13 protein-coding genes and 1 pseudogene are annotated in these 14,254 nt (G+C 74.5%); 6 read left to right on the forward strand and 8 right to left on the reverse strand.

Annotation, left to right across the window (positions count from 1 at the left end; translation table 11 throughout):
• The first annotated feature begins 31 nt into the window (after positions 1-31).
• Together hemG and hemQ are read left to right on the forward strand one after the other, a co-directional pair.
• Positions 32-1,429, forward strand: a complete 1,398-nt coding sequence (hemG, locus tag ABT095_RS24580) for a protoporphyrinogen oxidase (RefSeq protein ID WP_350531637.1) — start codon at positions 32-34, stop codon at positions 1,427-1,429.
• A complete protein-coding gene (gene hemQ, locus ABT095_RS24585) occupies positions 1,426-2,151 on the forward strand; it encodes a hydrogen peroxide-dependent heme synthase (protein ID WP_350531638.1) in 726 nt (241 codons plus the stop codon). The genes hemG and hemQ overlap by 4 nt, the downstream gene beginning before the upstream one ends.
• Before the next feature lie 58 nt (positions 2,152-2,209).
• Here hemQ and ABT095_RS24590 read toward each other — a convergent pair whose 3' ends face one another.
• From ABT095_RS24590 to ABT095_RS24605, 4 genes and pseudogenes are all read right to left on the reverse strand, one after another.
• On the reverse strand, positions 2,210-3,205 hold the full coding sequence (locus ABT095_RS24590) for a glycosyltransferase family 2 protein (protein WP_350531639.1): 996 nt from the start codon (positions 3,203-3,205) through the stop codon (positions 2,210-2,212).
• A 97-nt stretch (positions 3,206-3,302) separates the two neighbouring features.
• Positions 3,303-4,076 (reverse strand): TIGR04222 domain-containing membrane protein, encoded by a 774-nt coding sequence (locus tag ABT095_RS24595; RefSeq protein WP_350531640.1) that lies wholly within the window; start codon positions 4,074-4,076, stop codon positions 3,303-3,305.
• A gap of 79 nt (positions 4,077-4,155) precedes the next feature.
• Positions 4,156-5,202 (reverse strand): TIGR04222 domain-containing membrane protein, encoded by a 1,047-nt coding sequence (locus ABT095_RS24600; RefSeq protein WP_350531641.1) that lies wholly within the window; start codon positions 5,200-5,202, stop codon positions 4,156-4,158.
• Between the two features lie 40 nt (positions 5,203-5,242).
• Positions 5,243-6,518, reverse strand: a pseudogene (locus ABT095_RS24605) (MbnB/TglH/ChrH family RiPP precursor modification enzyme).
• Positions 6,519-6,721: 203 nt separating this feature from the next.
• Here ABT095_RS24605 and ABT095_RS24610 point away from each other — a divergent pair.
• The gene (locus ABT095_RS24610; RefSeq protein WP_350531642.1) at positions 6,722-7,642 is read left to right on the forward strand and encodes a GNAT family N-acetyltransferase; all 921 of its coding nucleotides are present in this window, start codon (positions 6,722-6,724) and stop codon (positions 7,640-7,642) included.
• A gap of 65 nt (positions 7,643-7,707) precedes the next feature.
• Here ABT095_RS24610 and ABT095_RS24615 read toward each other — a convergent pair whose 3' ends face one another.
• The gene (locus tag ABT095_RS24615) at positions 7,708-8,121 is read right to left on the reverse strand and encodes an organic hydroperoxide resistance protein (RefSeq protein ID WP_350531643.1); all 414 of its coding nucleotides are present in this window, start codon (positions 8,119-8,121) and stop codon (positions 7,708-7,710) included.
• A gap of 100 nt (positions 8,122-8,221) precedes the next feature.
• Between ABT095_RS24615 and ABT095_RS24620 the strand changes: the two genes are divergently transcribed.
• On the forward strand, positions 8,222-8,713 hold the full coding sequence (locus tag ABT095_RS24620; RefSeq protein ID WP_350531644.1) for a MarR family winged helix-turn-helix transcriptional regulator: 492 nt from the start codon (positions 8,222-8,224) through the stop codon (positions 8,711-8,713).
• Positions 8,714-8,721: 8 nt separating this feature from the next.
• Here ABT095_RS24620 and ABT095_RS24625 read toward each other — a convergent pair whose 3' ends face one another.
• Both ABT095_RS24625 and ABT095_RS24630 read right to left on the reverse strand, forming a co-directional pair.
• Positions 8,722-9,630 (reverse strand): NADP-dependent oxidoreductase, encoded by a 909-nt coding sequence (locus ABT095_RS24625; protein ID WP_350531645.1) that lies wholly within the window; start codon positions 9,628-9,630, stop codon positions 8,722-8,724.
• 98 nt (positions 9,631-9,728) lie between these two features.
• On the reverse strand, positions 9,729-10,799 hold the full coding sequence (locus tag ABT095_RS24630; protein WP_350531646.1) for an alkene reductase: 1,071 nt from the start codon (positions 10,797-10,799) through the stop codon (positions 9,729-9,731).
• A gap of 184 nt (positions 10,800-10,983) precedes the next feature.
• Here ABT095_RS24630 and ABT095_RS24635 point away from each other — a divergent pair, with 184 nt between their 5' ends.
• Positions 10,984-11,517: a MarR family winged helix-turn-helix transcriptional regulator gene (locus ABT095_RS24635; RefSeq protein WP_350531647.1), complete on the forward strand. Its 534-nt coding sequence runs from the start codon at positions 10,984-10,986 to the stop codon at positions 11,515-11,517.
• Between the two features lie 50 nt (positions 11,518-11,567).
• The gene (locus ABT095_RS24640; RefSeq protein ID WP_350531648.1) at positions 11,568-11,849 is read left to right on the forward strand and encodes a hypothetical protein; all 282 of its coding nucleotides are present in this window, start codon (positions 11,568-11,570) and stop codon (positions 11,847-11,849) included.
• Positions 11,850-11,900: 51 nt separating this feature from the next.
• Here the strand turns inward: ABT095_RS24640 and ABT095_RS24645 are convergent, their stop codons facing one another.
• Entirely contained in the window at positions 11,901-14,198 is a 2,298-nt protein-coding gene (locus ABT095_RS24645) for a restriction endonuclease (protein ID WP_350531649.1), read from the reverse strand.
• Positions 14,199-14,254 lie beyond the last annotated feature (56 nt).

Below are 14,254 nucleotides of genomic sequence, written 5' to 3' on the forward strand. Positions count from 1 at the left end.
GGAAGGGTGTGAGCTCTGCGAGACTCGGGGCATGGCTGAGTCGCATGTCGTGGTGATCGGTGGGGGTATCGCGGGGCTGACCGCCGCGTGGGCGGCTCGGGGGCGGCGGGTGACGCTGCTGGAGGCGTCCGGGCGGCTCGGGGGGAAGCTGTTCGGGGGTGAGGTCGGCGGGGTGCGGGTGGACCTCGGGGCCGAGTCGATGCTGGCCAGGCGGCCGGAGGCGGTGGAGCTGGCCCGGGAGGTCGGGCTGGGGGAGGAGCTGGAGCCGCCGAGCACGGCGAAGGCGGCGATCTGGAGCCGGGAGGCGCTGCGGCCGCTGCCCGGCGGGCAGTTGATGGGGGTGCCGGGTGACCTCGCGGCGCTGGCCGCCTCGCAGGTGCTGTCGGCGGAGGGGCTGGCGCGGGCGCAGGACGAGCGGGCGACCGAGCCGTTCGAGGAGGACGTCGCGATCGGCCGGTACGTGGCGGACCGCCTGGGCCAGGAGGTCGCCGACCGGCTGGTGGAGCCGCTGCTCGGCGGGGTGTACGCCGGCCACGCCGACGAGATCTCGCTGCGCGCCGCCGTCCCCGCACTGCTGCCGATCGCCCGCTCGGGCGCCCCGCTGGTCGAGGGCGTCCGCGAGCTGACCGGCCGTGCGAGCGGTGGCGGTCCGGTCTTCCAGGGCCTGCGCGGCGGCCTCGGCACCCTGCCGGAGGCCGTCGCCGCCGCCTGCCGCGCGGCCGGGGCGGACCTGCGCACCGACAGCCCCGTAGAGGAGCTGCGCCGCACCCCCGAGGGCTGGCGGGTCGTCACCAACGGCGAGACGCTGCACGCCGATGCGGTCGTCCTGGCCGTCCCGGCCCCGGAGGCCGCCCGCCTGCTGCGCACCGACGCACCGGCCGCCGCCACCGAGCTCGACCAGGTCGAGTACGCGGGCATGGCCCTGGTGACGCTGGCCTTCCGCCGCGCCGACCTGCCCGGCCTGAGCGGCAGCGGCTTCCTGGTGCCGCCGGTGGACGGCCGCGCGATCAAGGCCTCCACCTTCTCCAGCAACAAGTGGGGCTGGCTGGCCGATTCGGCCCCCGACTCCTTCGTGCTGCGCACCTCGCTGGGCCGTCACCGCGAGGAGGCCGCCCTCGACCTGCCCGACGAAGAGCTGGCGGCCCGCTCGCTGGCCGACCTCGGCCAGGCCGTCGGCCTGCGGGCCCGCCCGTACGACACGGCCGTGACCCGCTGGCGCGGCGGGCTGCCGCAGTACCCGGTGGGGCACCTCGACCGGGTCGAGCGGATCCGGCGCGCGGTGCGGTCGGTCGGCGGACTCGCCGTCTGCGGGGCGGCGTACGACGGGGTGGGCATCCCCGCCTGCGTGGCGAGCGCGCGGCGGGCCGTCAACGAGCTGTTGACCCCGGGGACGGGGGCAGAGGTGGCAGCAGGGACAATGAAGGCATGACTGAGAACGTTGCAGAGCAGGCGGCCGAGCAGCCCGTGAAGAAGAAGGCCCGTGACCTCAACCAGGTCATCCGCTACACCATGTGGTCGGTGTTCCGCCTCAAGGGCGCGCTGCCCGAGGACCGCACCGCACTGGCGGCCGAGGTCGACGCGCTGTTCGAGCAGCTGGCGGCCAAGGACGTCACCGTGCGCGGCACCTACGACGTCTCCGGCCTGCGCGCCGACGCCGACCTGATGGTCTGGTGGCACGCCGAGGACTCGGACGACCTGCAGGAGGCGTACAACCGCTTCCGCCGCACCGCGCTGGGCCGCGAGCTCGAGCCGGTCTGGTCGAACATGGCGCTGCACCGCCCCGCCGAGTTCAACAAGTCGCACATCCCGGCGTTCCTGGCGGACGAGCACCCGCGCGAGTACGTGTGCGTCTACCCGTTCGTGCGCTCCTACGAGTGGTACCTGCTCCCCGACGAGGAGCGGCGGGCGATGCTCGCCGAGCACGGCAAGATGGCCCGTGGCTACCCGGACGTGCGGGCCAACACGGTGGCCTCCTTCGCGCTCGGCGACTACGAGTGGCTGCTGGCCTTCGAGGCGGACGAGCTGCACCGGATCGTGGACCTCATGCGTGACCTCCGCCCGTCCCGGGCCCGGCTGCACGTCCGCGAGGAGGTCCCGTTCTACACGGGCCGCCGCAAGCCGGTCGCGGAGCTCCTCAACGGTCTGGTCTGAACGTAGAAGGTGCGCCACCCGAGGACGGGTGGCGCACCTTTCTGCTCAGCGCCTCTGCTCAGCGCCCCCGCGAGAAGAGCATCGGCAGCTTCGCCGCCTCGAAGGCCGCGTACTTGCCGCCGCCGAGCAGCTGGAACTTGACGCCCTCGCGGCCCTCCGGGCGCTCGTACTGCTCGGGCAGGTAGCGGTTGTAGTGCTCGCTCGCGCGCTGGAAGAAGCGGGAGCGGTCGCCGCGCGGGACGCCGCCGGAGAGGTTGAGCAGGAAGAGGTAGTGCCGGACCATCCGGCCGAACAGGTGCGGCTGCACGCCGTCCAGCTGGGTGCGCTCGGCGAGCAGGGCGAAGCTCTGCTCGTAGCGGTCGAAGACGTCGAACTGGCTGCCCTCGGGCGAGCCGGCCGGGTGCTGGGTGAGCTTGCGGCGCAGCTGGACGCAGTCCCACTTGAGGACGGCGAGCTGCTCGGCGGCGATCATCGCGCGGTGGACGGTGGCGACCTCCTCGTGCAGGCCGTCCGGGAAGGACAGCTGCTGCGCCGCCCAGAACTCGCGCCGGAACAGCCTGTCCCACGCGTACGCGGGCGCGCCGAACAGCTCCGGCTGCTGGACGGGCGCGAAGGGCTGCGGGCGCTGCTTGGCGAGCAGGTCGGCCGCCGCGCCGGGCAGGCAGCGGCCCTGGTGCAGGCGGGTGTGGCCGAACAGCAGGAGGTCCGGCCGGTAGGCCTCCGCGAGGCGGTCGGCCATCGCCTGCAGGGTGGAGCCGAGCATGAAGTGGTCGGCGTCCAGGAAGAGCAGGTAGTCGCCCCGGGCGCGCTCGGCGCCGGCGGTGCGGATCCGGCCGATGCTCTGCAGGCCGTCCAGCCGGACGGCTGTGACCCGGTCGTCCTTCCCGGCCCAGGAGTCGACCAGGTCGGCCGGGCACTCGGCGGCCTGGTCACGGACCAGGACGACCTCGACGTCCTTGAAGGACTGGCTCAGGACGGACCGCAGGCATTCGTCCAGCGACCCCTGGCGGTCGTGGGCGGCGACGATGACGCTGATCAGTGGCGATGCTGGCACGGAGGTCGAAGCTAGGGGCCGTGGCGCCGCCGCGTCCAGCATGCTCATGCAAACTGCGGGACACCCTCACGCCTCCTTCGCAGCTGTGGGCACTGCCTCAGCCGCGCAGTGCCTCCCGCAGGCGGGGATCGGCCAGTGCCGCGGGGCCGACCATGGCCACGGCGGTGAGGAGCTCGCGCTCGGCGTCGTCGCCGAGGCCGTGCTGGTCGGGGATGCGGACGCTGCGCAGCACCTCCTGCCCGGCCGGGGTGGCCCAGCGGGTGTAGGCCTGGACGTCCACCCGGGCCATCAGGAGGGTGCCGGTGGTGAGGATCAGCGGCAGCGAGAACCAGGCCACCGCCGCGCCGGCGTCCCCGCTGTTCGGGGCGGACAGGGCCAGCGCCGCGCCGAACATGACGACGGTGAGCAGCAGTGCCTGCCGCACCTGCCGGACGGCCAGCAGGGTGCTCTCCCGGACGCCCAGCGGGGTGGCCAGGCCGGCCATGGTGAGCCGGCCGCCGATCTCCTGGACGGTCGGGTGCTCGACCAGCTCCTCCTTGAGCTCCGGGGTGCGGCACTGGCCCTCGGGGCCGACGGCGGCGATCAGCGCCCGCTCCAGGCGGCTCCGGCCTCTCGGATCGACCACGGTGGTCCAGCCGGTGTGTGCCAGGTGCAGCCGCCCCCGGGCGGTCATCAGCACCAGCACCAGGTCCACCACCCGGATCGGACCGCCCGCCAGGTACGCCGTCTCGTACAGGCCGATCCCGATCGCCTCGGCGGGCTCGGCCCGCTCCAGCCAGGCCAGCGAATCAGCTGTGGCCGCTACCCGCACCAGCCGGAGACAGGAGAGCACGGCGGCAAGGCAGGCGGGGATCAGGAAGAGCAACCACATGGGCTTTTTCTAGACCTACCTCGGCCGGAACGGACCACTTTGCCCGCGCACGATACCGAACTGTGACCGGCGGACCGTTTCAGGAGCCGCAGCTGGACCCACAGCCGCTGTGGCCGCCACAGCTGTGTCCACCGCAGCTGTGCCCGCTGTGCCCGCCGTGCCCGGACGAGCCGCCGCTGTGCGAGCCGCCGTCGTGGTGAGAGCCGCCGTAGTGGCTGCTGGAGCCGCAGCTCGCGGTCGAGCGGGAGTCGGCGCACCAGATGGCCGTCGCGTTGTCGTAGCCGACGCCCGAGGAGTTGAGCGTGCCGGAGCCGCGGACGGGCCCGGCGGCGTCGGCCAGCAGGGCGGCGCGCAGCGAGGCGTCGGTCAGGGAGTCGGGCCCCTTGAGCGCCATCCTGCCCAGGGAGACCGCCTCCTCGGCGGTGATCGCGGCGAGCGCGGCGCCGCCGGTCAGCGCGAGGGTCGGGCGCCAGGGGGCGCCCTGCCGCATGAGGGTGAGCTGCCGCAGACCGGCCGGGGTGATCCGCCCGGAGCCCGGGCCGGAGGCCGCGTACCAGAACAGGCCGAGCAGGAAGAGCCCGGTGAAGGCGAAGACCGGCGGGGTGCTGGTGCCCTGCCCCGGGGCATCCACCCAGTGCACGGTCGCCAGGACGCCGAGCACCAGGGTGACCAGGAGCGCGGCCACCAGGCACCAGCGGGCCGCGACGACCCGGCGGATCAGCGTCGGCCGCCGCATCAGGCCCCGGTCGGCGAGCCGGTCGCCGATCAGCTGGACGTGCTCGCTGCGCATCATCTTGGCCCGCAGCACGTCCAGCCGCTCCCGGCGGCCGGGCCCGGCGGTGCCGATCAGCACCGCCTCGATCTCGTCCCGGGGCTGCCCGTCGGTGACGGTGGCCTGGCGGTCCCGCGAGACCACCAGCCGGCCCTCCTGCTGCATCCGGACGATCACCGTGTCCGCCACCCGGGCCGGGCCGCCGGCCAGGAAGGCGGTGTCGAGCAGCGGCAGCGCCCGCCCCGGCAGGCCGCTCGGGTTGGGCACCCGGCGCAGCCGGTACCGGGCGGCGGAGACGTCGAGCCCGGTGCCGAGCACCAGGACTGCCGCGAGGACGAAGAGCGAGTACCACATTGCTACCCCCGTGAATTGAGTCGATCGGTGTTGGGGCCGGTCAGGCCGTCCGCCGCCGGGCCCACCGGCGGCGTCCGCCCGGCGGGGCGAGCCAGGCGGTCAGGGCCGGCCGGTGCGGTTCGGTGCCGGGCTGGGCCAGCGCCCAGGCGGCGAAGGCCCGGGCGTCGGCGCGGTAGCCGCCCTCAGGCGGGTGGAGGGCGGCGTAGCGGAGGAAGAGCGGTCCGTACGCCGGGCCGAGCAGGCGGGCCGGCTCGGGTTCGACCCGGGCCACCGTGTCCCGCCGCTTGGCCGCCAGTCCGGCCGCCTGGCGGCGGACCTGGGCCGGGTCGAAGCCCGCGGGTACGGGTGCCCCGCCGACCAGCGCGGCCAGCAGCTCCGTCTGCCCCCGCCCGAGCCGCTCCCGGGCCAGCACCAGCTCGGCGTCCCCGTCCGCCCGGACCACGTACTCCAGCCGCTCAGACATGCCGCACCTGCGGTGCGCGGCTCAGCACCGCGCGGACGGCGCCGAGTTCGGCGGCCAGCTCGTACGGCGGCGGGAAGTTGTCGTCCCGCTCCAGCAGGACGCCGGGCGGCGCCGTGCGGGCGCACAGCTCGGCGAGCACCGCCAGCACCGGCTCGCCGACCGGGTCGGCGTGGGTGTCGTGCCAGACGCCGTCCAGCAGCCGGCCGCCCGCGATGTGCACGTAGGCGATCGCCTCCAGCGGCAGCCGGTCGAGCTCGGCGGCGATGTCGAGGCCGAGGTTGACGTGGTTGGTGTGCAGGTTGGCGACGTCGATCAGCAGCCGTACGCCGGTCCGCTCGACCAACTCCGCGAGGAACTGCCCTTCGGTCAACTCGTCGTCCGGCCAGGCGAGCTGGGCGGCGACGTTCTCCAGGGCGAGCGGTACGGGCAGCTCGGCCTGGGCGATCCGGATGTTCTCGGCCACCACCAGGAGGGAGTCCCGGGTGCGCGGGACGGGCAGCAGGTGCCCGGCCTCGTGGCCGCCCGCGCGGACGAAGGCCAGGTGCTCGGTGACCAGGGGTGCGCCGAGCGCCTCGGCGGTGACGGCGAGGCGCGCCAGCCGGGCCCGGTCGGGCTGCCCGGCGTCGCCGAGGCCGAGCGAGACGCCGTGCGGCACGACGGTGACGCCGCGCTCGCGCAGCACCCGCAGCGACTCGGGCAGCAGGCCGGCCCGCAGGCCGTCGGGGCAGAGGTTCTCTGCCACCACCTCGACCCAGTCCAGCCCGGGCAGCCGCTCGACCGCGGTGTCGATCTCGGCCCGCCAGCCGATGCCGACACCCAAGGCGGGTGCGGGCCCCGCGAAGTTCCGGACCATCGTGAACGCCCCCTCTCCGGCGGTCTCCCGGCGGGGTCGGGCACCCTGCCCGCCCCCGATGCTGAGAGTGTCGCCCCGGGCGGTCGTTGCCAACCCGCGCCCGGCAATCTCAGAGCTGAACTTGAGCTTTAAAGGCGGGCAGCCAGGGCGGGCGGGAAAATCAGGAGCCCAGGGGCGGCGGCCCGGGTTAGCGTCCGGAGCATATGACTCTGCACATCCGTGATTTCCGGCCCGCCGACGCCGAGGCCGCCGCCGACGCTTACCAGGCCGGCCGCGGCCACCTGTTCATGACGCCGCAGGGCGTGCTCTGGACGGCGACCAACGCCGAGGCCGGGCAGCACTTCCGGCTGCTCCTGGCCGAGCTCGACGGCCGGGTGGCCGGCTCCGCCCGGGTGACGGTGCACACCGACTCGAGCGTGCCGGGCCAGGGCTCGGCCAACGTCAGCGTGCTGCCAGCGGCCCGCGGCCGCGGGGCCGGCCGCGCCCTGCTGGCCGCCGCCGAGCAGCACCTGACGGCCCATGGCGTGACCACCGTGCACTCCTGGGTGGACGACACCCCCGAGGCGCTCGCCTTCGCCGGGGCCCGGGGCTACCGGAAGGGGCGTCAGGCGCACTTCGCCCGGCTCGACCTGACCGGTGAGCTGCGGCCGGTGCCCGCGCTGCCACCTGGCGTCGAACTCCGCACGGTGGCCTCCTTCGCGGCCGACCCGTCCCCGATCTACCGCCTGGACGTGGCGGGCACCGAGGACGAGCCGGGCGAGGTCGACGCGGCCGGCCAGGAGTACGAGAGCTGGCTGGAGGAGGTCTGGCGCCACCCCGAGCAGGACCACGAGCTCGCCACGGTGGCCCTGGTCGACGGCGTTCCGGCGGCCTTCAGCGCGGTCCGCACGGACGGCGCCACCCGCTACTGGTCGGCCTTCACCACCACGGCCGCCGCCTTCCGCGGCCGCGGCCTGGCCAAGCTCGCCAAGACCGACTCGCTGCACCGCGCCCGCGCGGCCGGTCTGACGCAGGCGTACACCAACAACGACGACTCCAACGCGCCGATGCTCGCCGTCAACGCCTGGCTGGGGTACGAGATCTGCGCGAGCGAGTGGCAGTTCACCCGGGAGCCGACCGGCTGACGCGCACGCACGAATGCGGCGGGAGACCACTGAGGTCTCCCGCCGCATTCGTTCTCCGGCCGGTGTTACTCGATGACGAGCTCGACCGGGATGTTGCCCCGGGTCGCCTTGGAGTACGGGCAGACCTGGTGGGCCTGCTCGACCAGGGCGCGGGCGGTGGCGGACTCCAGGGAGTCCGGCAGCTCGACCCGCAGGACGACGGAGAGGCCGAAGCTGGTCTCGTCCTTGTCCAGGCTGACCTCGGCGGTCACGGCGACCTCGGAGGTGTCGACCTTGGCCTGGCGGCCGACCAGGCCGAGGGCGCTGGCGAAGCAGGCCGCGTAGCCGCCGGCGAAGAGCTGCTCGGGGTTGGTGCCCTGACCGTTGCCGCCCAGCGCCGGGGGCATCGCCAGCTGCAGGTCCAGCTGGCCGTCGTTGCTCACCGTGCGACCCTGGCGGCCGTTGGTGGCGGTGGCTACGGCGGTGTACAGCGCGCTCATGAGATCCGTCCTTGCTGTCCGGTGGGGTTCTCGACGTCCACTATGAGAGCACACAATTCAATTGCGCACAACTGAATGGCGCCTGAGGTAGCCTGGAACCATGAGCGAGGACCTGTCGGCCGTCGAGCCGAGCGCCGAGTGGCTCCGGCTGGACAACCAGATCTGCTTCGCGCTGCACGCCGCCTCGCGCGCTTTCAACGCCCTCTACCGCGACGCGCTGCAGCCGCTGGGGCTCACCTACCCCCAGTACCTGGTCATGCTGGTGCTCTGGGAGGACGGCGAGCTCCCGGTGAAGCGGATCGGCGAGCGCCTGCGCCTCGACTCCGGCACCCTCTCCCCGCTGCTCAAGCGGCTGGAGGCGGCCGGACTGGTCCGCCGCGAGCGCAGCGCCGCCGACGAGCGCTCGGTGACCGTCCGGCTCACCTCCGAGGGTGCCGCCCTGCGGGCCCAGGCCCTGCAGCTGCCCGTCCGGGTCACCGGCGCCACCGGCCTGGACCTCGCCGAGATCGTCGAGCTGCGCCAGCGCCTGGAGCAGCTCACCCGGGCCGTGGACGCCTCCGCCCTGGACGGGCCGGGAGTGGTCTGCGGCTGACGGAGGCGTCAGGGCAGCAGGACCGCCTTGCCGCGGTTGCGGCGGGCCTCGAGGTCGGCGTGCGCCTGCGCGGCCTCGGCCAGCGGGTAGCCACGCCACTCGGGCAGGGCCAGTCTGCCGGCGGCGGCCAGCCGGGCCAGCTCCGGCAGCGGCTTGTAGTCCCGGTCCCCGCTGCCGTCGCTGAAACGCACCCCGTGCTCCCGGGCGGCCCCGTCGGCGATGGTGATGACCCTGGCCGGATCGCCGGTCAGCGCCACCGACTCCGCGAGGACGCCGGCCCCGGCGGCGTCGAGGACGAAGTCCACCCCCTGCGGCGCCGCCGCCCGGACCCGCTCCGCCCAGCCGTCCCCGTACCGGACGGCGGTCGCGCCCAGCGCGGTGACCTGCTCGAGGTCCCGCTCGGCGGCCGTGCCGACGACGGTGACCCCGCGGGCGGCGGCCAGCTGCACGGCGATGGAGCCGACCGCGCCGGCCGCGCCGTGCACCAGGAGGGTCCGGCCGCGTTCGACGCCCAGCTGGGCGAGGACGCGGAACGCGGTGCGGCCGACGGTGACCAGCGAGGCGGCGTGCTCCCAGGACAGCTCCGCCGGCTTGGCCGTCAGGTCTCCCAGCAGGGCGTACTGGGCGTACCCGCCGCCGCCGTTGGTGGTGCCGAGGACTTCGTCGCCCACGGCGGCGTCGGCGCCCGCGCCCACCGCGTCGACCACCCCGGCCGCGTCCAGGCCCAGGACGGCCGGGAAGCGGACCGGGACGGCCTGGGCCATCAGGCCGGAGCGGAGCTTCAGGTCGAACGGGTTCACCGAGGCGGCCCTGACCTTGATCCGGACCTGCCCCGGGCCCGGCTCGGGCAGGGGCAGTTCGGCGGGCCGCAGCACCTCGGGGGCGCCGTACTCGGAGAAGGTGATCGCGATGGGCATGGTGACTCCCGGGGGTCGGTGGTGCGGCATCTGCTGAGACTCACTCTGCCGTCGCCGGGGCGGCCCGCCGCGTGGCCGCGCCGGTGGCCCGAGGCGGTTCAGGCGCCGAGCACCGGGTAGTCGGTGTACCCGCGGTGGTCGCCGCCGTAGAAGGTCGAGCTGTCCGGGGCGTTGAACGGGCCGCCGGCGGCCAGGCGGGCCGGGAGGTCGGGGTTGGCCAGGAAGAGCGCGCCGTAGGCGATCATGTCGGCGGTGCCGTCCTCGACCAGCTTCAGCGCCTGCGGTCCGGTCGCCTCGGGGTGGGTGAACGGGTTGAGGACGAAGACGCCCGGCCAGGCCTTGCGCAGCCGGTCGGTCAGCTCCCGGTCCGGGCCCTCCATCAGGTGCAGGTACGCGAGGTCGAGCCCGGCCAGCCGCTCGACCAGGGCCTGGTACGTCTCACCCGGGGCCGGCTCGCTGATGTCGTTGTACGGGTTCCCGGGCGAGATCCGCAGGCCGACCCGGTGGCCGCCGACCGCCTCGGCCACGGCCGTGACGACCTCGACGGCGAAGCGGGCCCGGCCCTCGGCACCGCCGCCCCAGGCGTCGGTGCGCAGGTTGCTGCCCGGGGCAAGGAACTGGTGGATGAGGTAGCCGTTGGCGCCGTGCAGCTCCACTCCGTCGAACCCCGCCTCGATCGCGCCCAGGGCCGCGTCGGCGAAGTCGGCGACGGTCTGCCGGATCCCGTCCTCGGTCAGCTCCTCGGGCGTCACGAAGTCCTTCGGCCCCTCGGTGGTGAACACCTGGCCCCGGGCGGCGACGGCCGAGGGGGCGACCGGGGTGAGGCCCTGGGGCAGCAGGCTGGGGTGGCCGATCCGGCCGGTGTGCATCAGCTGGGCGAAGATCACGCCGCCCGCGCGGTGCACGGCGTCGGTGACCAGGCGCCAGGCCCGGACCTGACCCGCCGTGTGCAGGCCGGGAGTGTTCGGGTAGCCCTGGCCGACGGGGGAGGGCTGGATGCCCTCGGTGACGATCAGGCCGGCGCCGGCGCGCTGGGCGTAGTACTCCGCCATCAATTCGGTCGGCTCCGCGCCCGCACCGTACGCACGGCTGCGGGTCATCGGTGCCATCGCGATGCGGCTGCTCAGGCGCTTGCCGCCCAGGACGATCGGGTCGAATGCAGTGGTCATGGTCTCTTCCCTCGTGACGAGTGGCCGGCTGATACCTGTTCGAACAGGTAAATCCAGCGAAGGCATTCCCGGGCTTGAATGTGACCTGCGTCACTGGGCTGATGTGGGGAAATGACGGGAGAGCCGCATGGTGATCGCCCTCGCACGGTAGTTTTGGTTGACCGATCAGGGAGAGGTGGGCCAGATGGCCAGCGTTCCGGTACCGGCCGCCGCGGGCGGCGGGCCCATCAGCCATGCGATCTTCCGGCTGGCGCGGCTGCACCGGATGCACGCCGGGCAGCTGCTGCGCCGCCTCGGCCTGCACCCGGGCCAGGAGCTGGTGATGATGCAGCTGTGGGACCTCGGAGCGCAGCGCCAGGCCGACCTGGTCCGGCTGCTCGACTCCGACGCGGCCACCATGACGCGGACCGTCCGGCGGCTGGAGCAGGCCGGCTTCGTCCGCCGCCGCCCCTCGCCGACCGACCGGCGGGCCGCCCTGATCGAGCCGACCGCGGCAAGCCACGCGCTGCGCCGGGAGGTCGAACAGGCCTGGAGCCGGCTGGAGGAGCTCGTTGCCGCCGACCTGTCCGAGGGGGAGCGGGCCCAGGCCCTGGAGACCCTGGAGCGGCTGGAGCGGAACCTCGCCCAGGCTGCTGTCGACGGCTCTGCGCCAGGGTGGCAGGAACCGGCCACCGATCGCTCGACTTCCGTCTCAGCTGATGACTTTGACGAGCTGTAGTGCCTGAATGAATGCGCCCTGCGCGGCACCGTCATCGAAGGGACGCACCAGTGAAGCCACTCCGCTACCTGCTCGCCACGACTGCCACCGCCGGAGCCGTGCTGCTCGCCGCAGTGCCCGCCTCGGCCACCACGACGGCCACCTTCACCGGGACTTCCGGTGGCAAGGCCAACTCGGGTGCGGCGGTGCAGTACGCCTACATCAACGCGTACAACGTGGCTGCCGCGAACGGCTACCCCAGAGCGCAGTGCTCGGCCGGCGGGGTCGACTGGGTCGACGGCAACCCGGTGGACGGCTGGTTCGCCGAGGTCACCGTGGTGTGCAGCCACTGACCGGGTGAGCGTGGCGGCGGCCCGGTGCCCGCGCACCGGGCCGCCTCGGTCTCAGGCGATCTCGACGCCGTGGGCCCGGGCGAGGCCCTCCAGGCCGTCGGACCAGCCCTGGCCGATGGCCCGGATCTTCCACAACTCGGGGGAGTCGGGCGGCTGGTGGCGGTAGAGCTCGGCGACCAGCATGGCCGACAGGCCCGGGTCGGCGGGCGGGGCGAAGGACCAGCCGGCCCCGTCGGCGGCCTGGACGGTCAGCTCGGGGGCCTGGAGGTCGGCGCAGGTCAGACCGGAGTCGGTGTCGATGTTGATCGAGACCGCGATCCGGCGGACGGAGGCCGGCAGTGCGGCCAGGTCGACGGTGCCGGTCTCGACCGCGCGGCCGTCGAGCAGGGTCTTCTCGTCGAGCCGCACCACGCCGCCCTCGGCCTCCCGCTGGTGGTAGAAGACGAAGTCGGCGTCGCTGCGGACCAGGCCGTCGGCGCCGAGCAGCAGCAGCGTCAGATCGGCGTCCGCCCCGGCCGGGTCGAAGGCGAACCGGACGGACACCGGCCGGTCGGCGGCCGACAGGGCCTCGTTCGCGCCGGGCGCCAGCTCGACGGGCGGGGCCGCCGGTGCCGCTGGGGTCACCGGCTCCGGCAGGGGGATCGGCACGTCCACCAGCGTCGGGGTGCGGACCACCACGGGCATGGCGGCCATGGTGGGGGCGGCGGCCACGGCGGTGGCGCTGGGTGCGGGGGCGATCGGGGAGTCAGGGGCCGCGGTCGGCGCGGCCGGCGTGGTGGGGGTGAGGGGCGCGGGCGTTGCGGCCGGTGCGGGGCCGCCGAGGCGGCCGGGGAGACCGTGCTCGCGGAGCAGCCCGAGCAGGGTGGCGCCGTCCACCAGGGCCAGCGGCTTGCCCTCCACCCAGCGGCGGGAGTCCGGGCCGAAGGTCGCCGTGGTCACCAGGATGCCCCGGTTGGCGCCGTGGTGGAGCCGGGTGGCGTCCAAGTCCCGGACGGCCGTCGGGTCGACCCGGCTGCGGTAGCGCTTGGCCTGGATCACGATCAGACCGCCGGTGATCGGGTCCGGGTCCTCCGCGATGACGTCCACGCCCTGGTCGCCGCTGCGGGCGGTGGTCCGGGTCAGGTAGCCGCGCCGCCGGAACAGCTCGGCGATCAGCTCCTCGAACTCCAGCGGGTCCATCGTGAAGAGGTCCGGATCCTCCTCGCCGGGCACCGGGTAGCTGCCGACCTGCTCGGCCCGCCGGTCGGCGCGCACCTCCTCCAGCCGCTCGGGGCGGGCGCTCAGGCGACCGCGCAGGGCGTCCACCAGGCAGTGGACGGCCTCCACCCGGGCCAGGTCCACGGCCAGGAAGGCCGCTCGCTCGACCGTCACCGAGACCAGGCAGCGGCGCTCCTGGCGGCCGGTGGCCGGGTCGATCGCCTCCACGCAGCCGTTGAGGACCACCGAGGCGAGCAGCCGGCCGGTGTCCGCCCGGAACAGCTCGGCCAGCACCCGCAGCACCGACTGGGCCAGCAACTCCCGGTACAGCGACTTGCGTTCGGCCGCCGAGCGGGCGACCTCGGTCTCCCGGTCGTCCGTCCTCACATACCGCACGCGGGCCGCGGCCGGCACGATCTCCTGGTCCGGCAGCTGCCAGTCGACCACCAGCTGCCGGGCTGCCGCGTCCCAGGCGACCACGCCGTCCGAGGGGAAGCCCTCCGGCCAGTCCGTGCGCCAGCGCAGCGCACCCTCGAACAGCTCGACCACGGCCTCGGCATCGGCGGCCCCGGCGGCGGCCAGCTGGACGGCGCGGGCGGCGCGGTTCGCGGCGTGGCGGCGATGCGCTGTCGCCCAGGCGTCGAACTCGGCCCGGTACTGCGCGAGTTGGGTCAGCCGCTGCTGGTCGGCGGCCTGCGCGGCACGCCAGTCGTACTCGAACCGGGCCCGGGCGTGCGCCGACTGCTCCTCGTACTGCCGCTGGTTGCCCGGGTGGTACCCCGGCGGAGGCGGCGGCACCTGGTACCAGGCCGGGTCCGGCATCGGCACGGGCACACCCAGCGGTCCCGGATCGAACGGCGGCACGTCATCCGGCCCGCCGCTCAGCCCGGTGGCCAGCACAGCCCTCAACTCGGCCACCCGGGCATCGAGTTCGGCCGTCCGCCGGGCGGCGTCCGCCTCCCGCCCCTGCTGGTAGGCGCGCAGCGCCTCCTTCTCGCCCTGAGCCGCCGACCGCTGCGCCTCCCGCTGCTCACGCTCGTGCTGCCGCTGCGCGGCCACCGCGTCCCGCCGCTGCTCCTCCTGCCGCAGCCGCTGCTGCCGCAGCGCCTCCGTCACCATGCCCGTCACTCCGGCGCCGCGCCGCCTCGCCACTGCAGTCTCCCCTTGATCGGCCCGGTGCTTAGCATGCACCATCCGGGTGCAACCGG

It is taken from the genome of Kitasatospora sp. NPDC002227, assembly GCF_040296285.1.
Taxonomy (GTDB): Bacteria; Actinomycetota; Actinomycetes; order Streptomycetales; family Streptomycetaceae; genus Kitasatospora.

Coding starts and splice junctions, on each gene's coding strand:
- ABT095_RS24595 (WP_350531640.1), bottom strand. CDS start 4,076: ATGTGGTTGCTCTTCCTGATCCCCGCCTGCCTTGCCGCCGTGCTCTCC.
- ABT095_RS24600 (WP_350531641.1), bottom strand. CDS start 5,202: ATGTGGTACTCGCTCTTCGTCCTCGCGGCAGTCCTGGTGCTCGGCACC.
- hemG (WP_350531637.1), top strand. CDS start 32: ATGGCTGAGTCGCATGTCGTGGTGATCGGTGGGGGTATCGCGGGGCTG.
- ABT095_RS24615 (WP_350531643.1), bottom strand. CDS start 8,121: ATGAGCGCGCTGTACACCGCCGTAGCCACCGCCACCAACGGCCGCCAG.
- ABT095_RS24630 (WP_350531646.1), bottom strand. CDS start 10,799: ATGACCACTGCATTCGACCCGATCGTCCTGGGCGGCAAGCGCCTGAGC.
- hemQ (WP_350531638.1), top strand. CDS start 1,426: ATGACTGAGAACGTTGCAGAGCAGGCGGCCGAGCAGCCCGTGAAGAAG.
- ABT095_RS24635 (WP_350531647.1), top strand. CDS start 10,984: ATGGCCAGCGTTCCGGTACCGGCCGCCGCGGGCGGCGGGCCCATCAGC.
- ABT095_RS24620 (WP_350531644.1), top strand. CDS start 8,222: ATGAGCGAGGACCTGTCGGCCGTCGAGCCGAGCGCCGAGTGGCTCCGG.
- ABT095_RS24625 (WP_350531645.1), bottom strand. CDS start 9,630: ATGCCCATCGCGATCACCTTCTCCGAGTACGGCGCCCCCGAGGTGCTG.
- ABT095_RS24610 (WP_350531642.1), top strand. CDS start 6,722: ATGACTCTGCACATCCGTGATTTCCGGCCCGCCGACGCCGAGGCCGCC.